Consider the following 21706-nt stretch of genomic DNA (forward strand, 5'->3'; position numbering starts at 1 on the left):
GCGGGGTGACGGTCGGTCTCCGAGGCTGCCGGCGTGGCCCCGGTTCGACAGATCGACCGTCGGCGAGCCCCCGGGGTCGGCGACTCGCTGGGGGCACAATCACACGGCCCCGGGCCGGGATCAATGGGTGACCCGGGCAACCGCCACCTCCCGGCCGCCGCGTTGTCGGCGGAAATTCAGGAAGCCATGATCTTCAATAGGGCCTGATCAGGCCGAATGTTCTCGGCCGCGGGCGGGGGAGCGTCCGATCTGCGTCGATTGCCGCTGTGTGCGCATGGCGCGCATAGGCCCCTCGGTCGAGCCGCTGATCTCCCTCGCCTTCCGGTCTGCGGGCCGGTGGCGAACGGCCCGCGGATGATCATCCGTTCGGCGCCGAAAGTGGCGCCGGTCCGGCGCGCAAGACATAGATGACGTGAAATAGGCCACGCGAAGGTGGCCAGCGGGTTAACTCGTCGTCGCCTAGTGTCAGCTCCCACGGTCGCCTTAGGCGATCGAGAAGCCCATTGGGGGCACGGGGGTTCGGTTGATGTCTGTCCACATCGCGCCATGGCCGCGTTCCGCCGCGGTCCGTCGCTCGTCGGCGCCGCCCGACGGGTCGTACGCCACCCCTGCCAGCTGATCCTGGAGGGATTTCCAGTGCCATCATCAGATCGCCGGCGAGCAGCCCGAGGTGCGGGTGCGCTCGCCGCAGTCCTGGTGGCGGGGCTCGTCAACGCCTCGCCGGTCCAGGCCGTCACCGGAGGCGCCGCCGTGACCGACGGCTCCTTCACCTTCGCCGCCAAGATCGATGTGGGGCCCGGCCAGCGTGCCTGCAGCGGCGCCCTGGTCGACCCGTGGTGGGTGCTCACGGCGAAGAGCTGCTTCAGCGTCGACGGCCAGCCCGTCATCGCGGGCAGGCCCGCCCGGCCGACCACGGTGACGGTCGGCCGGCCGGACCTCACCAAGAACACCGGCGTGGTCTCGCCGGTCATCCGCATCGTCCCGCACCCCGACCGCGACGCCGTCCTCGTCCGGCTGTCCCAGCGGGTCGACGTCGCGCCGGTGCCGCTGGGCGCCGCGCCGACCGCCGACGAGCAGTTGACCGTCGCCGGCTTCGGCCGTACCGCCACCACCTGGGTGCCGGATCAGCTGCACACCGGCGCCTTCGCCGTACAGGCCGTGGCCGCCGGCACGTTCGACCTGCTCGGCACCGGGACCGGCGCCATCTGCCGCGGCGACCTCGGCGGGCCGACCGTCCGGCTGGTCGCCGGCAAGCCGCAACTCGTCGGCCTGCACCACGCCGCGTGGCAGGGCGGCTGCCTGGCGGAGACCGAGACGCGCCGGAGCGCGGTGGAGACGCGGGTCGACGACCTGGGTCCCTGGCTGACCGCCAACATGCCGCAGGGCCCCGCGACCGACCAGTACCAGGACATCAACTTCCTGTACGTGTACGCCACCGGCGACGTGGCGCCGCAGACCTTCCCGGCGACCTCGACCGGTGGCTTCACCTCGCCCCTCGGTGAGTGGAAGGGCGGCGGCGGCGCGTACGCCGCCGACCGGGTCAAGGTGTTCAACGACGACTTCGACGGTGACGGCATCGACGACGTCGCGGTCATGTCGACCAGCACCACCAACACGTTCGCCGTCGACACCTTCATCACCCGGCCGGACGGTAAGCACGGCGCACCCGTCCGCTCCTGGACCGCCAGCAACTTCGGCAACCTGACCAGCATGAAGATGACCTCCGGTGACTTCAACGGCGACGGCCGGGCCGACCTGAGCGCCTTCTACGGGTACGGCAACGGCGACGAGGCGTGGATCAACTGGCTCGCGCGGCCGGACGGTGGCTTCGACGCGCCGATCGAGGCGTGGCGCGCGTCGAACTTCGGCACCTGGTCCAGCACCTCGGTCTTCGCCGGGGACGTCAACGGGGACGGCCGGGACGACGCCACCCTGTTCTACGCCTACGCCAGCGGCGCCATGGCGCTGATCACCTGGCCCGGTCAGGCCGACGGCAAGTTCGGCACCGGGTACACCTCCTGGTACACCCCCGCCGAGAAGCCGTTCGGCTCGCTGTCGTCGATGAAGCTCGCCGACGGCGACTTCAACGGCGACGGCCGTGGCGACGTGGCCGTGCTCTACGGCTACGGCAGCGGGAAGCTGGCCCTGTTCACCTGGACGGCGAAGGAGGACGGCACCTTCAACAGCCCTCTGGAGTCCTGGTCGTCGACCACCTTCGGCCAGTTCGCCAGCATCAAGATGGTGTCCGGCGACTACACCGGCGACAAGCGCGACGACCTGGCCTTCCTCTACAAGTACTCCGACGACGGTCTGGGGCTGCACACGTTCGCCGCGACGCCGGCCGGCGGCTTCAACGCGCCGTTCGGCTCCTGGCGGGTCGGCCGGGGCGTCTACGGCTGGTGGCCCAGCATGAAGATGGACGGCGAGTGACGACCGGCGGCTCGTAGCTGTCGGGTCGCGATGCCCGCCCGGATCGTCCGCTCCCAGGGCGCTCCGGGCGGGCACCGCGTGCCATGACGCCGGCCCGGGGCAGGAGCCTGCGACAGGCGTAGGAGCCGGGGGCGGGCTTCTTCCACAGGTGTCCGAAGACCCGTACACCCGTCGATCCGTAGGTTCGGTGCGACCGCCGCGGCGGCGTCTCCCCTGTGCGCGCCGCCGGTCGGCGGCCGGCGCGGGGAGGAGGAGCATGCGGATGCGAAGCGGAAGACATGCCTGGCGGGCCGCCGTGGTGGCCCTGGCGGTCGCGGTCACCGGCCTGCCGGCGAGCGGCGCCCTGGCCGAACCGGGCGCGGACGAGCGTGCCCGGCTGGTGGTCGAGGACGGGGTCACCCAGCCGGTGTTCGGCTACGCCGACGCGGTCCGGGAACGCGTCTTCGTCACCTCGGACGTGGACACCGACGGCGACGGCGCCCGCGACATCGTGGCCATGGACATCATCCGGCCGCGGGCCAGCGAGAACGGGCTCACGGTGCCGGTGGTGATGGACGCCAGCCCGTACTACTCGACGGTCTGCCGGGGCAACGAGGGCGAGTGCAAGGCCGACGTCGACGGCGACGGGCTGAACGACACCTGGCCCCTGTTCTACGACAACTACTTCGTCCCGCGCGGCTACGCGGTGGTCCTGCTCGACATGATCGGCACCAACAACTCGACCGGCTGCCCGGTCACCGGTGGCCGGGCCGACAACATCAGCGCGCCGACGGCCATCGACTGGCTCAACGGGCGGCGGCCGGGCGTCGACGCCGCCGGCCGTGAGGTCGTGGCGGACTGGCACAACGGCCGCACCGGCATGATCGGCAAGTCGTACGACGGCACCCTGGCCAACGCCGCGGCGGCCGACGGGGTGGCGGGGCTGACCACCATCGTGCCGATCTCGGCGATCTCCAGCTGGTACGACTACTCGCGGAGCAACGGGCTCGTCACCCGGGCGAACAACTACTCGGGCAGCCTCGCGAACACGGTCACCAACCCGGCCCGCCGCGCGTACTGCGCCCCGGTGCGGGCCGCCCTCGGGCAGGGCGGCGACGACGTCACGGGCGACTACAACGACTTCTGGGCGGAGCGGGACTACGTGCCGCACGCCGACCGGGTTCGCGCCAGCGTCTTCGTGGTGCACGGCATCAACGACGACAACGTCCGCCCGGACCACTTCAGCAAGTGGTGGGCCGCGCTGGGCGAGCAGGGCGTGCCGCGCAAGCTCTGGCTGACCGGCACCGGCCACGTCGACCCGTTCGACTTCCGGCGCGGCGCCTGGGTGGACACCCTGCACCGCTGGTTCGACCACTGGCTCCAGGGCGTCGACAACGGGATCATGCGGGAGCCGGCCGTCGACATCGAGCGGGCCCCGGACGTCTGGGAGACCGCGACCGCCTGGCCGCTGCCCGACGCCCGGCCGACCCAGGTGTTCCTCCGCGCGCCGGCGGCGGGGAACGTCGGCGGGCTCGCCGTCCGCTCCGGCCCCGGCAACGGGTCGGCGACCTTCCAGGACACCCCCACGATGACCGCCGCGAACGCCGTCCGGCACCCGTCGGACCCGGCGGCGAACACCGACAACCGGCTGGTGTTCCTCTCCGCGCCGCTGACCGCGCCGCTGCACGTCTCCGGCACCCCGGTCGTGAGGATCAGCGCCACCGTCGACGGCGAGGACACCAGCTTCGCCGGGCTCCTCGTCGACTACGGCACCCGCCCGCGGTTCAGCACCAGCGGTGACGGCATCCGGACGCTTACCGACGAGGACTGCTGGGGCGCGACGGCGACCTGGGGCGGCTTCGCCGAGAACGCCTGCTACCGCAGGACCGAGAAGACCGTGGCGTCGAACCCGCAGGAGCTGGTCACCAAGGGCGTCATCGACGGCCTCAACCTCGACTCGCCGTCGGTGTCGACGCCGCTCGTGCCCGGGCAGAAGACCGCCGTCGACCTGAACCTGCTCCCCGAGGACTACGTCTTCGACGCCGGCCACCAGATCGGCGTGGTCCTGCTCGGCTCGTACTCCGGTTACAGCAGCCGCGCGAAGCAGAACCGGGCCCACATCACCGTCCACTTCGACCGCAGCCGCATCACCCTGCCGGTGGTCGGCGGCCGGACCGCGGCGGTGGCCGCCGGCCTGTAGGAGAAGGAGAGTCCGGGGCGGGGCGGGGCGGGGCGGCGACGCCGTCGCCCCGCCCCGGCTACCGGCCGGGCTGGTACCGGCCCGTGAGCCGGCCCAGCTTCAGCGCCAGGTGCAGGCAGAGCCGCTCGTTGCCGTCCTTGAGGTCGGTGCCGGCGAGCAGTTCCACCCGCTGGAGCCGGTAGTAGAGCGTCGTCCGGTGCAGCCGCAGCCGCTCGGCGGTGGCGTGGGCGTTGCCGGCCAGGTCCAGGTAGACCTCCAGGGTCTCCAGCAGCACCTGGTGCGCCTCGTCGCCGAGCAGCCCGCCCAGCCCCGGGTGCACCCGCGCGACGTCCAGGTGCCGGGCGTCCACCCCGGACAGCAACCGGTAGATGCCCAGGTCGGCCCAGGGCACGACCGGGCCCAGGGCGGGCAGTTGCACGCCCACCCGGGCCGCCTGGAACGCCTCCTGGTAGGACAGCACGCCGTCGTACAGCCGGGGCCGGTCGTCGCCGACCCCGACCACCGTCCGGCTCACCGACGCCAGGCCCCGGGTGGCCGCGCGCAGCGCCTGGTCCAGGTGCGCGGCGGCGTCGCCCGCCGCCGCCCGGCCGGTGGCCCGCCCGCCGCACAGCAGCAGCACCCCGTGGTCGTGCCGGACCAGGTGCAGGGTCTCGCGGGACCCGACCCACTGCCGGGTGGCGACCAGCGCGTGCTCCAGGGCGACCCGGGCCGCGTCGTCCAGCACGTCGTCGCCGGTTGCCGCGAGCTGGGCCACCAGCGCGGTGACCTGGCCGTCGCGGGCCACCACGCCGTCGGTGAGCAGCGACCGGACCGCCTCCCGCCGGGCCTCCGGGGACTCGACCAGGAGCGTGCGGGTGGCCTCCGCCTCCCGCTGCGAGGTCAGCTCGCCGAGCAGGTTCTCGCGGTAGAGGGCCAGCGACAGGTCCGGCATCGCCTCGGTCACCACCGAGATGTCGTCGTCGGTCATCCCGTCGGCCGCGTCGATGAACCAGACGAAGCCCAGCAGCAGGTCCTGGTGCCGGATCGGCACGCAGACCCGGGGGAGCAGGTCCAGGTCGGGGCAGGCCGGGGTACGCACCGGCTGCCGGGCCTCCATGATGCCGATCTCCCGGGCCCAGGCGATCACCTCCGGCGTGGTGTGCCGGCGCAGGATCGAGCTGCGGCGCACCCCGTCGATCAGTCCCGTGTGTTCGCTGTAGACGACGACGCGCTGGCGCCGGTCCTCGATGAGTGCCGGACGCTTCACCCGCGCCGCGACCCGGTCGACGATGCGTTGCAGCTCCATGCGCATGCGCTTCCCCCGGATAGGACCCTGGGCCTACCTTCCGATGATGTTGGCGGGCGCGCAATACCCCCGCGACACCCGTACCCGGCGCGCCCGCAGCGGTTCCGGCATCTGTCGGAAGACCGCGGACCGGTGCGCCCCTAACGTGTGCGGGGCCGGGTCCGCCGAGAAGGGAACACCGTCGTGGTCGCAACCAGGCCCTGGCAGGGCGTCGTCGTCGCCCTCCCCACGCCGTTCCGGGGCGACCTCTCCGTCGACTACGACCGGCTCCAGGAGCACGTGCGGTGGCTCGGCGACGCCGGCTGCCGGGGCGTGACCCCGTGCGGCCCGCTGGGTGAGTACCCGGCGCTCTCCGAGAGGGAGCGCGCCGACGTCGTCCGCGCCGCCGTGGAGGCGGCGCCGCCGGGCTGCGCGGTGCTGCCGGCCGTCGGAGGGTACGGCAGCCGGCAGGCCCGCCACTGGGCCGAGCAGGCGCGGGCCGCCGGGGCGGCGGCGGTGCTCGCCCCGCCACCGGTCGGCTACCCGGGCGGGCCCGCCGAGGTGGTCGCCCACTACCGCGAGGTGGCCGCCGTCGGGCTGCCGGTGGTGGTGTGCCGTGATCCGGCCGAATCCACCGTGGACCTCCCCCCGGACCTGCTGGCCCGGGTCGCCGAGACCGACGGCGTGGTGGCGGTACGGGAGGACGACGTCCGCCGGCTGCACCGGGTCCGCGACCTCTGCCCGCACCTGGACGTGCTGGCGGGCGCCGACGACGTGCTGCTGGAACTGACCGTGTGCGGGGCGACCGGGTGGCTGGCGCGCTGCCCCAACGCCCTGCCCCGGCTCTGCCTGCGCCTGCACCGGCTCTGCGCCGCCCGCGACCTGGCCGCCGCACTGCCGCTCTACGCCCGCCTGCACCCCCTGCTGGGCTGGGGCGCCCGGACCGAGGGGGTCCAGGCGGTCAAGCTGGCCATGGGGCTCACCGGCCGGTACGGCGGCCCGTGCCGGCCGCCCCGCGGCTCGCTGCCGCCCGAGTTGGAGGAGCGGCTGTGCCGGGACCTGCGGCGGGCCGAGCGGGCCGACGCGGGGCCGGTGCCCACGGCGTGACGTCCTGCACGTGTCGGAAGCCGCCGGTCCACCTGCCGACATCTGCACGGTGACCGCCGCGCCGGCCGGCTCCTAGGGTCGGATCGAGCGTGATCATGCGGGACGGCTGAACGCCCCCGGACCGCCCCGCCCCCGCCCCCGACCTGAGAGGTGACTCGATGCACCTTCTGCCCACCAGGCGTGCGGTGTGGCGCTCGGTCCTGGCCGCCGCCGTCACGACCGTCCTGGTCGCGACCGGCGCCGCCGGGCCGGCCTCCGCCGCACCGGGCGACCCGCCGGCCGGGCCCGCCCCGTTCCAGCCGCTCGACCCCCAGCGCTGGCAGAACCCCGACACGATGACGTGGGACGACTACCGGCAGGTGCCGAACCGGAACTGGGCCGACCCCACCGTGCGCGGCTCGGTCCGCAACTTCAAGATCGCGCTGGTCACGCTGGACTACGTGGACCAGCCGTTCGTCATCACGCAGCCGGCCGGCTCGACGGTCTTCGGCAACCCGCAGGCGACCGCCGCGAACGTGCCCCGGAGCCAGGTCGCGCAGTTCTACACCGACTTCCTGAACAAGCCGGGCGACCTGAACCGGGGACACACCCTGCACGAGTACTGGATGCAGGACTCCAACGGCCGGTACGGGGTGGACCTCAGCGGCTTCGGCCCGTACGAGATGCCGGCGAAGTCCTACCAGTACGGCATCGACAACGGCTTCAACCCCGGCGCCTGCCCGACCGGCGAGGCGTGCGCCAAGAACATCCGCACCGACGGGCTGGGCGCCTGGCGCGCGGCGGTCGGCGACGCGGTGGCCGACAGCTTCGAGCTGGTCTTCATCCTCTCCGCCGGCCAGGACGAGTCCTCCACCTGGCAGGAGTTCGGCCAGATGATGTTCCAGACCAAGGAGGACGTGCCGGACGCGTGGGGCCCGCCGGACCCGACCCTGCCCAACTACGCGAAGACCCGCTACGTCGAGTGGACCTCGTGGAAGGCGGCCGCCACCATCTGGCCGAACGCCGGCGGCGGCTCCTCGACCCAGGCCGAGAGCTCCGGCATGGGCGTGTACGCCCACGAGCTGAGCCACCTGCTGAGCATCGGGGACAACTACAACAACCCGTACGGCACGCCGTTGCGCCGCGCGTACACCGGCATCTGGAGCATGATGTCCCGCGGGTCGTTCAACGGGCCGGGCGGGCCGCACACCCGCTGGCAGATCCCGCCGGTCAACGGCGGCTCGATGGGCTCGCTGCACACGGTCCGGGACAAGCTGAAGATCGGGCTGCTCGGCGAGGAGCACGTGCTGCGGCTCTCCCGGGAGGGGCTGGCCACCTCCGGCATGGTGGTCGCCGACGTGACCGCCCGCGCCGTGGACGCCGGACCCGGCGGGCTGACCGGCCTCAACATCGCCATGAACGCCGACCGCTCGCCGACGTGCACCGTCACCACCGACCCGCTCTGCGATGGTGGTCGATACAACAACTACACGGTCGAGGTCGTCGACCGGATGGGCGCGGACTCGTTCACCCCGGACAGCGGCGTGCTGATCAGCAAGACCAAGAACACCGACAGCGCGCCGTTCGTGTGGGTGGTCGACGCCAACCCGCAGGACATCGACATGGTCGACTTCTACCAGCCGAACGGCACCCCGCAGAAGATCACCATGGGCGACTACCGGCAGCTGTCCGACGCGCTGTTCCACGCCGGGGCCAACTCCGGCAGCGAGTACGAGTACGTGGACGAGGCCAACCGGTTGCACTTCTACGTGCTCAACCTGCGCCGCGACGGCGACGGGGTGCTGTCGTACACGGTGGCGGTCCGGTCGCTGGACGGCGCCGGGCCGAGCACGCACGGGGTGGCGCTGTCCAAGGGCCACCTGGTGACCCGGGGCGAGCCCACCGGCAAGGGTGCCACCTGCAGCTTCGACCTGACCAACACCGGGACGTACGTGGCCGACGGGCAGCCGCACCCGGAGGACGCCGGCGCGTACCTGCGCTCCGACGTGTACCGGCTCTCGGCGACCGTCGGCGGCCAGGGCTGGCGGGTGGAACTGCCGAACGAGCTGGCCACGGCCGAGTTCGGCGCCAGCACCCCGGTCGCCGTCTCGGTGGGGGCGGGCTCCGACGCGACCGCCACCACACTGGTGACCCTCACCGCCACCTCGGAGAGCGACCCGAGCCGGACCGTGACCAGCCAGTGCCGGGTCGAACGGCCCCGGGCGCAGCTCGGCTGACCGCGAGCCGGGGCGGTGCGGCCCGCGTGGCCGCGCCGCCCCGGCCCCGCCCCGACGACCAGGAGGACAGATGCGTCGCCTGCTGGCAGCGCTGGTGCTGCCGTCGCTGCTCACCGGCGCGCTCACCGCGTGCGGTGACGCCGGGGAGGCCCGGACGGCGATGACCGTGCGGGTGCTCGTCCGGGACATCAACATCCGGCCGGCGGGCGTCGAGTGCGCCGGCACCGGCCCCTACACCCACTTCCACAACCGGTCGCCGTTCCGGGTGGTCGACGGGGCGGGCCGGACCCTCGCCGAGGGCGCGCTCGCCCCGGGCCGGTCGGTGGCGACCTTCGCCGAGGACCTGGAGGTCACGCGCGTGCCGACGTACTGCGAGTTCGCCGTGCCTGTCGACCTGGCCGCGCGGGACGCCTACCGGCTGGTCGTGGACGGCCACCCGCCGGTCGACCTCACCCCGAACGACAGCGAGGGACCGGCGCTGGTCGCCGTGGTGCCGTCATGACCCGGGGGTACGCCGTCCGCCTCGCCGCCGTCGCCCTCGCCGCCGCCCTCACGGCGACCGCCTGCTCCGGCGGCGGCGACCCGCCCGCCCGGCCGGAGCCGGTCGCCGGTGGGGCCGCGGCGCTGCCCGGCCCCGCGCCGGCGGGTCTCGCGCTGCGGCCGGCGCCGTCCGGTGCGCCCGGCGCCCCGGCCGTCACCGGCGCCCTCACCGACGGCAGCCGGGTGGCCCTCGCCGACCTGTGGGCCGACCGCCCGGTCGTGCTGGTCTTCTTCACCTCGTGGTGCACGCTCTGCGCCGACCGTCAGGCGGCCCTGGGCGAGCTGGCGCGCCGCCACCGGGACGCGGTCGTCTTCGTCGGGGTGGCCACCGAGTACAAGCCCGAGGACGTCCAGCGCTACCTGCGGGAGCACCGGGTCGGGTACCCGGTCGTGCTCGACGCCGACGGCGGGATCTGGCGCTCGTACGCGGTCCGCGAACCCCCGGCCGTGGTCGTCGTCGCCAGGGGCGGCGCGCTGCTGCGCGGCTGGCCGGGCGGCGTGGACGCGGCCGCCCTCGACGCCGAACTGCGCAGGCTCGTGCTCGCCCCCTGATCCGTCGGTCCCTGCTCCGCCGCGCCCTCAGCGGGACGGCCAGGCCGGCGGGTCGCCGCCCCACCGCGTCGGCGGGCTCGCCCAGTCCCGTCGGCCCCCCGGCAGGACGACCGGCGGCAGCGCGTACCGGAGGCGGCCCGCGGGCGAGTCCCGCTCGGCGCACCAGGGTTCGGGGTCGGGCGGCGCGGCGTCCGGCACCGGCCCGGCCGGCAGCTCCTGCCGCAGCCAGCGGGCGGTACGCGCCAGCGACAGCTCGGCGGTCCACGCGCCCCCGTCGACGGCGCGCCGGGCCAGCGCCCGCAGCACCGCAGCCGCGATCAGGTAGCCGGTGCCGTGGTCGAGCGCCTGGGCGGGCAGCACGCCGGGTGCGCCGTCCGGCCGCCGCTCGATGTGGGCGATGCCGGTGGCGGCCTGCACCAGGCTGTCGAAGCTGCGCCGCCCGGCCCACGGGCCGCCGCCGCCCCAGGCGGACAGCCGCGCCACCACCAGGTCGGGGTGGTGGCGGCGCAGCGCCTCGGGGGAGAGGCCCCACCGGTCCAGCGCTCCCGGCCGGTAGCCGGTGACCACCACGTCGGCGTCGGCGAGCAGCGCCGCGAACCGGGCCCGGTCGGCGTCCCGGCCCAGGTCGAGCAGGGTGGACCGCTTGCCGGCGTCGGTGTCCAGGTGCTGCGGCTCCAGCTCGGGCAGCCCGGGGGAGTCGACGCGCAGGACGTCGGCGCCGAGCAGGGCGAGGAAGCGGGTGGCCACCGGGCCGGCGATCACCCGGGTCAGGTCGAGCACGCGTACCCCCGTGGCGGGCAGCCCGGGCGGCGCGGGTGGCGCCGGACGGGCCGGCGCCGGCGCGTCGGCCCGCAGCCGGACCAGGGGTTCCGCCGCGACGGCCGCGGCCTGCGGCAGGGCGTCCCACTCGTCCGGCGTGCGGGCGGCGACGGCGAGGCCGCCGGCGGCGGTCACGCGCTGTTCGACCTCGGCCGCCGGGCGGGCGCCGAGCCGCTCGCCCACCGCCGCCACCAGGGCGTCGTCGTCGGGGCGCGCCGGGTCGAGGTCGAGCGCGGCCAGCAGCCGCCGCCGGTGGTGCGGGTAGTTGGCGTGGGTACGCACCCAGCCGTCGGCGGTGGGCCAGAACCGGGACAGCGGGGCGAAGCCGTTGAACGCCCGCCCGTCCACCCGCAGGTGCCGGTCGCTGGTGAAGGAGACCGCGACGGCCCGGCTGTCGACGGTCAGCGGACCGTCCGTCGCGGCACCGCGGGCCCGGGCCAGCTCCAGGCCGGCCAGCCCGGCGGCGGCGACGCACGCCACGGCCAGGTCGGTGACCGGCAGCCGCGCCGGCAGCGTCCCGGCGGGACCGACCGTCCGGACCGCCGCGGCGGCGGCCGGCTCCCCGCCCAGCGCCGCCCAGGCCGACCGGATCGCCTCCGTCGTCGGGTTCACCACCGGTCGATCATCGCACCCGCCGCCCGCGGCGGTCCCGCGGTCACCGGGGTCGCCGGGTCTTCGACGGAGACAGCGTCGGTAGCGGCGTGAGCGAGGGGGAGAAGGTCGGCAGTGAGGTGGGCCGCTCGGTCGGGCTGGGACTCGGGCGCGACGGGGTCGGGCTCGGCGTGGGCGACGCCGACGGGGTGGGCGACGCCGTCGCCGGTGGGGTCGTCGGGGCCGGGGTCTCCGGGGCGTCGTCCGGGAACGCCGGATCCTGGAACCGGTACTTGTCCGGGTCGAGCTTCAGCGCCGCGGTGGCCTGCTCCATGAACTGCCGCCAGATCGGCCCGGGCCCGGTGGAGCCGTAGACCTCGTAGCTGCCGCCCGTCGTGCGCAGTGGCTTGCCGTCGGTGGTGCCGAGCCAGACGGCGGACGCGAGCGCGCCGGTCCAGCCGACCATCCAGGTGTGCACGTTCTGGGTGGTGCTCTGCCCGGCCTGCCAGGTGCCGGTCTTTCCGGCGGAGTCCCAGTCGTTGTCCAGCTTGGCCGCCTTCACCCGGCGCAGCGTCCAGTCGAGCTGGTTGATCGCCTCCTGGTCGAGCCCGAGGTCGGTCTGCTTGAGCTGCTCACCCCAGACCTTCTTGTCGCCCTTGGTCACCGACCGGACGAAGTGCGCCTCGGCGCGCTTGCCGCCGGCCGCGAAGGTGGCCATCCCGTTGGCGTGGTCCTGGACGCTGATGCCGTACTGGCCGATGCCGACCTCGGTCGAGAACCGCCCGGCCACCTCCTCGGCGGGCTTGTCCCGCAGGTCCACCCGCTGCGGCTGGGGGTTGCCCTTGACCGTCTCCCACATCGACTCGACCCCGGCCCGCTTGGCCATGTCGATGACCTTGGCGGTGCCCAGCTTCTCGGTCAGCTCGAAGTAGGTGACGTTCAGCGAGGCGACGGTCGCCTCCCAGAGGGCGCAGTTCGGCTGGCAGGGCGCGTGCTCGGCGTTGCGGATGGGACCGGCCGGGCTGCCCTTGGTCCGCCCCGACTCGGGGAACTCCTTGGTGTCGGGCGAGTCGAACTTCTGCTTCACCGAGATCTTGTTCTCCACGGCGGCGGCCAGGTCGTACACCTTGAACGAGGAGCCCGGCGGGTGCTGGCCGAAGCCGCGGGCCTGGCCGTTCTCGTCGGTGTACCAGCCGGCGTAGTCGGCGCCGGAGCCCTTGTCGCCGCCGTAGTAGCCGAGCACCCGGCCGGTGCCCGGCTCCACCGCGACGAGCGCGGCCTGCCAGTTCTTCGGCTGGCCCCGGACCGCTTCCGGCGCGGTGTCCCGGCGGATGTCGGCGGCGGCCTCCGCGGCGTCCTGCACCCGCTTGTCGATCGTGGTGACGATCTTGTAGCCGCCGTCCCGGATCGCCTCGTCGGGCTGGCCGCGGAATGGCTCGGCCTGCCGCAGCTCGCTGAGGACGTGGTTGACCACCAGGCCGGTCGGGCGGTCCAGCCCGGAGCGGCCGGCGTTGGGGTCGATGGGCCGCACCGAGTCCGGGTACGCGAGGTTCGCGGCCTGCTCCGGGGTGAGGTACCCGAGCTTCACCATGCCGTCGCGGATGTAGTTCCAGCGGTCGATCGAGTTCTGCTTCGCGGTGGCGTTGCGCCGCGGGTCGTAGCCGGGGGAGCCCTCGGGGTCGGCCGGGTCCGCCTCCGGCTGCTTCACCATGGCGCAGAGCACCATGGCCTCGGCCTGGGTGAGCTGCTGCTGCGGCGGGGCGTCCCGGCGCACCGTCTTGCCGAAGAAGGTCTGCGCGGCCGCCTCGATCCCGTACGCGCCCCGCCCGAACGGGACGGTGTTCAGGTAGAAGCCGAGGATCTCCTCCTTGCTGTACGTGTCGTCCAGCTTCCACGCGATGACCGCCTCGCGCAGCTTCCGCGAGTAGGTGACCCCGCGCAGGTCGGCGGCCACCCGCGCGTACTGCTGGGTGAGGGTGGAGGCGCCCTGCCGCTGGCCGCCGGTGACGTTCGCCCAGGCCGCCCGGAGCACGCCCTTGAAGTCCACGCCCTTGTTGGTCCAGAAGGTGCGGTCCTCGGCCGCCACGATGGCCTGCTTGGCCGAGTCGTTCATCTGGTCGTACGGCACGATGGTGCGGTTCTCGGCGCCCAGCTTCGCCATGGGCGTGCGGCCGTCGGCGTAGTAGACGGTGGTCGACTCCGGCAGTTTGAGGTCGGTCGGCGTCGGCACGCTGTCGAAGTAGTAGCCGCCGGCCACCAGGCCCGAGCCGGCCAGCAGCGCGAACACCGCCAGGAAGATCAGCAGGCGGTGTCGCCGGCGCTTCCGCCCCGGGGTCGGGGTCGCGGCGCCCGCGGCGTCGTCGTTGTCACCGGTCTGAAGCATCCGCACCCGATACCCTCCGACTGCTCGGCCGAATCGTGTCCCTGCCCGGCTCGCAGGCTAGCGGAGCTGCGGCGACGGCACAGGCTTCCCGCCGTGCCCCGGGTCGGCGCCGGGCCCGGCGCGATGCGGCGGCCCGCCGGGAGACATTGACAGTCGCGGCTGCTCCGGGGCAGGCTCTGACGAGCTGCGGGAACGCTCCCATCACCCGTTCCCCCGTCCCTCAGGAGCAATGACGTGGCCCTGACTCCCTTCCGGCGGCGCGCCGTGACCGGCCTCGCCGCCGTCGCCGCGACCCTCGCCGCGGCCGTACCCTTCTCGACCGCACCGGCCGGCGCGGAACTCCGCGACGGCGTCACCTTCTACACCCCCCGACCGGACCACGGGGCGGTGACCCAGATCGCCGAGCTGACCGCCGCCGGGCGCTACCAGGAGGCGGCCGGGCTGCGTGCCATGGTCCGCACGCCCCAGGCCGTCTGGGTGACCGGCGGCTCCCCGGCCGAGGTCACCCGGACCGTCAACGCCGAGGTACGCCGCGCGGCCGGCAAGAAGACCGTGCCGGTGCTCGTGGCCTACAACATCCCGTTCCGCGACTGCTCGCAGTACTCCGCCGGCGGCGCCACCTCGGTGGCCGAGTACGAGGCCTGGATCGACGCCTTCGCCCGGGGCATCGGCGGCCACGAGGTGGCCGTCATCCTCGAGCCGGACGGCCTCGGCATCATCCCCTGGTACACCACCATCAACGGCACCCAGGACTGGTGCCGCCCGGCCGAGGCCGACCCGGCCACCGCCGCCGCCGACCGCTTCGCCATGCTCCAGCACGCCGTCGACCGGCTCGCCGCGCTGCCGCGCACCAGCGTCTACCTCGACGGCACGCACAGCGCCTGGCTGGGCGTCGGCGACGCCGCCGACCGGCTGGTCAAGGCCGGCGTCGCCAAGGCCGACGGCTTCTTCCTCAACGTCTCCAACTACGAGACCACCGAGCGCCAGCTCAAGTACGGCGACTGGATCGCCAGGTGCGTCCACTACGGCACCGCGGGTCCCGAGTGGGCGCGCGGCCACTTCGACTGGTGCGCCAGCCAGTACTACCCGGCCGACCCGGCCGACTTCAGCACCTGGGGCCGCACCGACGCCTGGTACGCCGAGAACGTCGGCGACGTGCCGGCCGACCGGCTCGCCCACTTCGTCGTGGACACCAGCCGCAACGGGCAGGGCCCGTGGACCCCGCCGGCCGGCGCGGGCTGGCCGGACCCGCAGACCTGGTGCAACCCGCCGGACCGGGGCCTGGGCGTACGCCCCACCACCGCGACCGGTGACCCGCTTGCCGACGCATTCCTGTGGGTGAAGACGCCCGGCCAGTCCGACGGGCAGTGCGACAGGGGCACCGGCACCGGGCTCGACCCGGCGCGGGGCGGCACGGCCGACCCGGCCGCCGGCGCCTGGTTCGACGAGCAGGCCCTCGAACTGGTCCGGTACGCCAACCCGCCGCTGCGCTGATCCCGCCGGACCGGGCCGGGGCGGCCCGAACACCGCCCCGGCCCGGCCGTCGGCGCCGGATCAGCGCAGCGCCCACCCGGTGGGCCGGCCGTTGCGGGTCCGGCTGGTGATCCGCCGGGCCGGCCAGCGGCCGTTGCCGCCGGAGCGGCCGGCCCAGAACGGCGAGAGCCGCCACATCGGGTGGGTGCTGGTGTCGCCCGGGCCCGCGATGGCCTCCCGGTCGGCGTACCCGTGCCGCCGGAACAGGTCCCGGTCGGTCTCGGTGAACGCCTCCGCGTACGTCGGGAGGTTCAGCGTGTCCATCCACCGCTGGGATCCGACGAGCGCCGCGGCGGCCCGGCGGGTGCCCGCCGGGCCGGGCGCGGCCAGCAGCGCGAGGTGGTTGTGCGCCTCCGCCGGTCGCCGGGCCGCGAGCGCCTCGTCGAGCCGGAGGAAGCGCTCCTCGTCCGGGCCGGCGGCCGCGGCGAGGCGGTCGGCGTACCGGTTCGGCGCCGGGATGGGCCGGTAGCGGTGGAACCAGACGGTCGCCGCCGTGCCGTCGCGCAGCAGGAACGCGTCGCCGAAGAGCATCGCGTGTTCGGTCCAGATCCGGGCCACGGCGGCGAGTACGGCGGTGCGCCGTTGCGCGTCCGGGACGAGCCAGGCCGCGAGCGCGGTGGGGGAGAGGGCCTCGGCGACGAGATCGGCTATCCGGCCGATGTCGCACCAGCGTGCCCGGACGACGGGTGTGGCTGTGCTCATGAAGAACTCCTGGTCACCAGGGTCATCGACAAGGGAAGGGCGCCGGGGTGGTCGTCGGTCGGCGCCGGCCGTGAGCGGCCGTGCAACTGTCGGTGGAGGGAGCCGGGCGGTGGGCGGCGGCGACCGCCACCGGGGGCCGGTCAGGCGGGCCGGGTGCCCGGGCGGGTCGAGCGGGACGCCGGCGCCGGGCCGTCGGCCGGGCGGCAGCGGTGCCCGGTCAGGGCCGGCGGGGTCCAGGTGGCGGCGCCGGCGATCGCGGCATCGCCGTGGGCTGCGCTGGCCGGTCCGGCGGCGCCGTTGCCCGCCGGGACCGGCGCCGCCGGGACGCGGTCGCGCTCCGCAGGCACCGGGCCCGGCCGCTCGGTGCCTGCGGGCGCGGGCACTGTCGCGGCGGTGACCTGCGCCGGCCGGTGCAGGGTCGCCCGGTGCGGGCCGGGCTCGGCCGGGTCCGCGACGCCGGGCGGGGAGCCGGGTGCGGCGGCGCCGCCCGGGGAGCCGAGGGCGGCGGCGCCCGGTGTGGGCTCGCCGTCGGTCTCGAGGGGTGGCGTGCCGGGAGTGCCGGCCGGCGGGGGCGTGGCGGGTGGCGGCGTGGTCTCCCGGCCGGCCGGTGGGTCCAGCAGGTCGGTCACCGGCTTGACCGGCTTCAGCACGGGGTCGAGGGGCTCACGCACCGGCTTCAGGGCATGCCACACGGGGTGGAGCACCGGGGCGAGCGGCGTGGTGACCGGGGCGAGCACCCTGGCCACCGGGGTCAGCACCCCGGAACCGGCCGGCCGGGTGACCGGGCCGAGGATGCCGCCGACGGGGGCGAGCACCTTGTTGCGCAGCGGGTCGGTGGCCGGGCGGAGGGCGTCGGTCACCGGGTCGAGCACCCCGGCGCGCACCGGCCCGGCGACCGCGTCGAGCGCGGCGCCGGGGCCCGGCCGGGGTGCCCGCTGCGCCGGCGTGCCCGGGTCGGGAGCCGGTCGCGGCGCGTCGTTCCGGGTCGATCCGGGACGGGCGGCAGGAGCGGACCGCCGGCCCTCCGGCCGGAGGGCGGCACGCTGGTCCGGCCGCGGGCGGAACCGTTCGCGGGTCGGCGTGGCGCGGTGCCGAGGCGCGGGCCGGGCGGCGCGGTCGCGCGGGGTGGTGCGGTCGCGTGGCGCGGTGGCGCGGTCGCGTGTCGTGGGCCGGGTGGCGTGCTCGCGTGGCGTGCGCGGGGCGGTGCGGTCACACGGTGCGGTGGCGCGGTCGCGTGACGCGGGCCGGGTGGCGTCCGCTGCCCCGCCGGTGGTCTCGGCGGGCGTCAGGGGAGTCGTGACCGCGCCGAGGAGCGGGTGCAGCGTGTCGGTGAGCAGGTCGGCGGCGGTGAGCGGCCCGGAGGACGGGCGCTCGGCGGCGTGGGCGGCGGTGCCGGCGGCGACCTCGTGGGCGCACCAGGCCAGGGCGACCCCGCCGAGGAGCAGGCCGAGGCGCAGCGCGACCCCCGCGAGCCGTGCGCCCCGTCGAGTCATCCCGGCACCCCCCGATCTCCGGCCAGCGCCGGCGATCTCCGCCCGCACTCTACCGAACGAAGTCGGTTGATCACAGCACGCGGCTGATCGGAATCGGGCGCGTCGGGGATTAGACAGGCGTGGAAAATCCGGCGGCGGGGTACCACCGGGGGTCATGAGCACGCGCACTGTCGACCGCCCCGCCACCGAGGCCCCCGCCACCGAGGCCCCCGCGCCGCAGGCCGGCGTGGTCGCTGTGGTCGCCCACCGGAAGAAGACCTTCGGGGGCGGCCTCGACGAGCTGCGCGCCAACCTGGTCGCCGCCGGGGTCGGCCGGCTCCTCTGGTACGAGGTGCCGAAGAGCCGCAAGGCGCCGAAGAAGGTGCGCAAGGCCCTCGACAAGGGCGCCGAGCTGGTCCTGGTCTGGGGTGGCGACGGCATGGTGCAGCGCTGCGCCGACACCCTCGCCGGATCGGACGTGCCGATGGGCATCCTGCCCGCGGGCACCGCCAACCTCTTCGCCACCAACCTCGGCATCCCCGCCGACCTGCCGGAGGCGGTCCGGATCGCCCTGCGCGGCCGGCGGCGCGAGCTGGACCTGGGCCGCCTCAACGGGGAGCACTTCGCCGTGATGGCCGGCGCCGGGTTCGACGGCGACCTGATCCGCGACGCCGACCGCAAGCTCAAGGGCAGGCTCGGCCGGATCGCGTACGTCTGGACCGGGCTGCGGCACGTCCGCGGCGAGTGCGTACGGACCCGGATCACCGTCGACGGCGCCGACTGGTTCGACGGCGACGCGAGCTGTGTGCTCTTCGGCAACGTCGGCACGATCACCGGCGGCATCCCCGCCTTCGACGACGCCCGCCCCGACGACGGCGCGCTGGAGATCGGTGTCTCCACCGCGAGCGGCGCCGTGGACTGGGCCCGCACACTGGGCCGGATGGCCGCCGGCCGCTCCGAGGAGTCGCCGTTCGTCCGGATCACCCGGGGGCGGAAGGTGACCGTCCGGTTCGCCGAGCCGAAGACGTACGAGCTGGACGGGGGCGCGCGCGGCACCGCGAAGAAGCTGAAGGTGAGGACGGTTCCCGGCGCGCTGACCGTCTGCTGCCCCGACCCGGCGGAGTGACCCCGGCCCGCGCCGTCCCGAACCGGACCGGGCAGGATGCGGGCATGGACTCCGACGTGCGCCGCTACCTCGACGAGCTGGTCGGGCGGGCCCGGGCGGTGCTCGGCGACGACCTCGTCGGCGCGTACGCCGCCGGCTCGGTGGGGCTGGGCGCGTACCAGCCGGGGCGCAGCGACGTGGACGTGGCCCTGGTGGTCGTCCGGCCGGTCGCCGGGCCGGTGAAGCGGACGCTTGTGGACCGGCTGCGGCACGAGGCGCTGCCCTGCCCGGCGCGCGGCCTGGAACTGGTGGTCTACCGGCGGGACGTGGCCGGCTCCGGCACGCCCGAGCCGGGCTTCGAGGTCGAGCTGAACACCGGCGCCACAATGCCGTTCCGGGCCACCTGGGACCCGGCCGACCGGCCCGCCGCCGACGGGCGGTTCTGGTACGCGCTCGACCGCAGCATCCTGCGCCAGTCGGGCCTGGCGCTGCTCGGCCCGCCCGCCGCCGACGTGTTCGCCGACCCGGGGCCGGAGGACCTGCGGCGGCTGCTGGTCGAGGCGCTGCGCTGGTGGCTGGCGCTGCCGACCCCGCCCGGCGACGCCCCCGCCCCCGGTGCCGAGGACGCGGTGCTCGGCGCCTGCCGCGCCCTGGTCCGCTGCCGCGACGGCGTCTGGCTGGGCAAGGTGGACGCCGGTCGGCGGCTCGCGGCCGACGACCCGGACGGCGGCCTGATCCGACGGTCGATCGCGGCGCGCCGGGGCGGCCCACCGCCGGCCGGGCCCGAGGCCCGCGCCTTCCAGCAACGGGTGCTGGAGCGGATCGCCGCGACGCATTGACGCAGGTCGTCGCCTTACTGTAAACAAGGCGTACTGAATAGTCGGGGAGGTCCCCATGCGACGCTCGGTACTCCTGGCCACACTCCTGCTCGTCCTCGCCACCACCGGCCCGGCCGTCGCCGCGCCCCCGTCCGCGCCCGCGCCGCTGGCGGCCACCCCGGTCCAGGTCTACGGCGCCTGGCACTGCGGCGACGACTTCTGCACCTGGGGCACGGCCCGCACGGTCGCCCAGTTCGACAGCCAGAACCACTGGCTGGTCGACCGCGGGGACGGCCGCCCCTCGGTCAACCTCGTGGTGCTGAGCTTCGTCAACCCGCTCGACCTGCTGCGCCAGACCACCGACGCCACCACCCTCGACGGGGTGCCGCGCGGCATGACGGCGGAGATCGTGCAGTACTTCACCGCCCGCGGCGTCCGGGTCATGCTCTCCATCGGTGGCATCACCTACACCGACGACTGGGACACCGCGCTCGCCGAGAACCCCGCCCTGCTCGGGCAGCGGGCCGCCGCCGTGGCCACCCGGCTCGGCGTCGGCATCGAGATCGACTACGAGCAGAACACCGGCCCGAACCTGTCCGGCCTCCAGTCCTTCATCGACGCCTACCGGGCCGTCCACCCGTACGACGCCACCGGCGGCCGCGCGCCGGCCCGGCTCACCATCGACGTGGCCGCCGGCGACCGCTGGCTGATCGACCTCAACCGCAAGGCCACCGCCGACTGGTTGCGCACCGACACCCCGGTCCTCGACTACGCCAACGCCATGGTGACCGCCCGCCCCGTCTCCGCCAGCACCGCCCAGGCGAGCTGGCAGGAGCACGTCGACGGCAAAGCGCAGTACAGCCCGCCGGTGCCCCCGCTCGCCCCGGCGAAGTTCACCGGCGCGGTCTACCTCGCCTACGGCGGCAAGCCGCTGCCCGAGTGCGTCGACTACGCCACCTCGGTGCAGAAGGCCGCGGCCCCGTACGTGCAGAGCGTCGCCCCGCACGGCGCGGGCAGCACGGCCGGCATGCTCGGCTTCATGTTCTGGGCGGCGGAACGGCCCTCCACCCGGGGCATCGGCACGGTGCCGCCGAACACCTGCGAGGGCGGCGCGGGCGCCGGGGCCACCGCGCTCGCCGTGCCGGTGCCGATGCCGGCGCTGCGGCAGGGCTGAGACGGAACCCGACGCCCGCATGTCCCGCCGGGACCGCCGGAGGCCGGACATCCCCGAGCGAACTCGACTATCCGCCGGCCCTTCGGGCACAGTGGTCCGCGTGGGTGACGTACGGGACGACACGGTCTCCGCGCCGGTGCGGGTGGCGGTGGTCGCGGAGCCGGGCCTGCTGCGGACGGCCGTGGTCGCGGTCCTCGCCGCCACGCCGGACTTCGCGGTGGTGGGCGACACGGAGCCGGCCGGCAGTGTGCCGGCGTTGCTCGCCGCCTGCCGTCCCGACCTCCTGCTGGTGGACCTCGACGCGGTGGACGACCCGGCCGTGGTCACCGGACCGGCCGCCGACGGGTGTGCCGTCGTCGTGCTGACCGCCCGCCGCACCGCCCGGGCGCTACGACGGGCCCTCGGCGCCCGGGTCCGCGGGGTGGTCGCCACGGACGTGCCGCCGGAGGAACTGGTGGACCTGCTGCGGGCGGTCGCCCGCGGGCAGCGCATGATCGACCCGTTGACGGCGCTCGCCGCCCTCGACGCCGCGGTGAACCCGCTCAGCGAACGGGAGCGCGAGGTGGCCGCCGCGGCGGCGGAGGGGCTGCGGACCGGGGAGATCGCGAAGCGGCTCCACCTCGCGCCGGGCACCGTGCGCAACCACGTGTCGAGCCTGTTGCGCAAGACCGGCGCGCGGAACCGCTGGGAGGCGGTCGAGCGGGCCAGGGACGCGTGCTGGATCTGACGACACGCGGATCACAGGGGTGTTGCGTAACGGTCACCTTCGATTAAGTTCCTGACGGTGCGTCATCGGGCGCACACGTCAGGTCAGGATCGGG

At 75.0% G+C, this 21706-nt stretch carries 16 protein-coding genes; 11 read left to right on the forward strand and 5 right to left on the reverse strand.

Annotation, left to right across the window (positions count from 1 at the left end):
* Positions 1 to 696 precede the first annotated feature (696 nt).
* The gene (locus GA0070603_RS02050; protein WP_167544467.1) at positions 697 to 2430 is read left to right on the forward strand and encodes a trypsin-like serine protease; all 1734 of its coding nucleotides are present in this window, start codon (positions 697 to 699) and stop codon (positions 2428 to 2430) included.
* Positions 2431 to 2692: 262 nt separating this feature from the next.
* Positions 2693 to 4609 carry a Xaa-Pro dipeptidyl-peptidase gene (locus GA0070603_RS02055; RefSeq protein WP_091306231.1) on the forward strand — a complete coding sequence of 639 codons (1917 nt, stop codon included), beginning with the start codon at positions 2693 to 2695 and terminating at the stop codon, positions 4607 to 4609.
* A 58-nt stretch (positions 4610 to 4667) separates the two neighbouring features.
* Here the strand turns inward: GA0070603_RS02055 and GA0070603_RS02060 are convergent, their stop codons facing one another.
* The gene (locus GA0070603_RS02060) at positions 4668 to 5894 is read right to left on the reverse strand and encodes a PucR family transcriptional regulator (RefSeq protein WP_167544468.1); all 1227 of its coding nucleotides are present in this window, start codon (positions 5892 to 5894) and stop codon (positions 4668 to 4670) included.
* Positions 5895 to 6077: 183 nt separating this feature from the next.
* Between GA0070603_RS02060 and GA0070603_RS02065 the strand changes: the two genes are divergently transcribed.
* From GA0070603_RS02065 to GA0070603_RS02080, 4 genes are all read left to right on the forward strand, one after another.
* Positions 6078 to 6980 carry a dihydrodipicolinate synthase family protein gene (locus GA0070603_RS02065; protein ID WP_091306237.1) on the forward strand — a complete coding sequence of 301 codons (903 nt, stop codon included), beginning with the start codon at positions 6078 to 6080 and terminating at the stop codon, positions 6978 to 6980.
* Between the two features lie 158 nt (positions 6981 to 7138).
* Positions 7139 to 9196 (forward strand): M6 family metalloprotease domain-containing protein, encoded by a 2058-nt coding sequence (locus tag GA0070603_RS02070; protein WP_091306240.1) that lies wholly within the window; start codon positions 7139 to 7141, stop codon positions 9194 to 9196.
* A 70-nt stretch (positions 9197 to 9266) separates the two neighbouring features.
* Positions 9267 to 9698 (forward strand): hypothetical protein, encoded by a 432-nt coding sequence (locus tag GA0070603_RS02075; RefSeq protein WP_091306243.1) that lies wholly within the window; start codon positions 9267 to 9269, stop codon positions 9696 to 9698.
* On the forward strand, positions 9695 to 10288 hold the full coding sequence (locus GA0070603_RS02080; protein WP_091306246.1) for a TlpA family protein disulfide reductase: 594 nt from the start codon (positions 9695 to 9697) through the stop codon (positions 10286 to 10288). Before GA0070603_RS02075 ends, GA0070603_RS02080 begins: the two co-directional genes overlap by 4 nt.
* A gap of 27 nt (positions 10289 to 10315) precedes the next feature.
* On the opposite strand, the gene GA0070603_RS02085 is transcribed toward GA0070603_RS02080, so the two are convergent.
* Both GA0070603_RS02085 and GA0070603_RS02090 read right to left on the reverse strand, forming a co-directional pair.
* Positions 10316 to 11722, reverse strand: coding sequence for a CoA transferase (locus GA0070603_RS02085; RefSeq protein WP_208862781.1), 1407 nt, complete (start codon positions 11720 to 11722; stop codon positions 10316 to 10318).
* Positions 11723 to 11762: 40 nt separating this feature from the next.
* Complete coding sequence (locus GA0070603_RS02090; protein WP_091306249.1) at positions 11763 to 14081, reverse strand: transglycosylase domain-containing protein; 2319 nt, start codon at positions 14079 to 14081, stop codon at positions 11763 to 11765.
* Between the two features lie 234 nt (positions 14082 to 14315).
* Here GA0070603_RS02090 and GA0070603_RS02095 point away from each other — a divergent pair, with 234 nt between their 5' ends.
* Positions 14316 to 15575, forward strand: a complete 1260-nt coding sequence (locus GA0070603_RS02095; RefSeq protein ID WP_244282352.1) for a glycoside hydrolase family 6 protein — start codon at positions 14316 to 14318, stop codon at positions 15573 to 15575.
* A 60-nt stretch (positions 15576 to 15635) separates the two neighbouring features.
* Here GA0070603_RS02095 and GA0070603_RS02100 read toward each other — a convergent pair whose 3' ends face one another.
* Both GA0070603_RS02100 and GA0070603_RS02105 read right to left on the reverse strand, forming a co-directional pair.
* Positions 15636 to 16316, reverse strand: a complete 681-nt coding sequence (locus GA0070603_RS02100) for a hypothetical protein (protein ID WP_091306252.1) — start codon at positions 16314 to 16316, stop codon at positions 15636 to 15638.
* Positions 16317 to 16456: 140 nt separating this feature from the next.
* Positions 16457 to 17809, reverse strand: coding sequence for a putative RNA-binding protein (locus GA0070603_RS02105; protein WP_091306254.1), 1353 nt, complete (start codon positions 17807 to 17809; stop codon positions 16457 to 16459).
* A gap of 154 nt (positions 17810 to 17963) precedes the next feature.
* On the opposite strand from GA0070603_RS02105, the gene GA0070603_RS02110 reads away from it, so the two are divergent.
* The 4 genes from GA0070603_RS02110 to GA0070603_RS02125 all read left to right on the forward strand — a co-directional run bounded on the left by GA0070603_RS02110 (position 17964) and on the right by GA0070603_RS02125 (position 21612).
* Complete coding sequence (locus tag GA0070603_RS02110) at positions 17964 to 18914, forward strand: diacylglycerol/lipid kinase family protein (RefSeq protein WP_091306257.1); 951 nt, start codon at positions 17964 to 17966, stop codon at positions 18912 to 18914.
* Positions 18915 to 18958: 44 nt separating this feature from the next.
* Entirely contained in the window at positions 18959 to 19732 is a 774-nt protein-coding gene (locus GA0070603_RS02115) for a nucleotidyltransferase (protein ID WP_091306259.1), read from the forward strand.
* Positions 19733 to 19787: 55 nt separating this feature from the next.
* Entirely contained in the window at positions 19788 to 20885 is a 1098-nt protein-coding gene (locus GA0070603_RS02120; protein WP_244282353.1) for a glycoside hydrolase family 18 protein, read from the forward strand.
* Positions 20886 to 20985: 100 nt separating this feature from the next.
* Positions 20986 to 21612: a response regulator transcription factor gene (locus GA0070603_RS02125; RefSeq protein WP_167544469.1), complete on the forward strand. Its 627-nt coding sequence runs from the start codon at positions 20986 to 20988 to the stop codon at positions 21610 to 21612.
* The last annotated feature ends 94 nt before the right edge of the window (positions 21613 to 21706 follow it).

It is taken from the genome of Micromonospora chersina, assembly GCF_900091475.1.
Lineage (GTDB): Bacteria > Actinomycetota > Actinomycetes > Mycobacteriales > Micromonosporaceae > Micromonospora > Micromonospora chersina.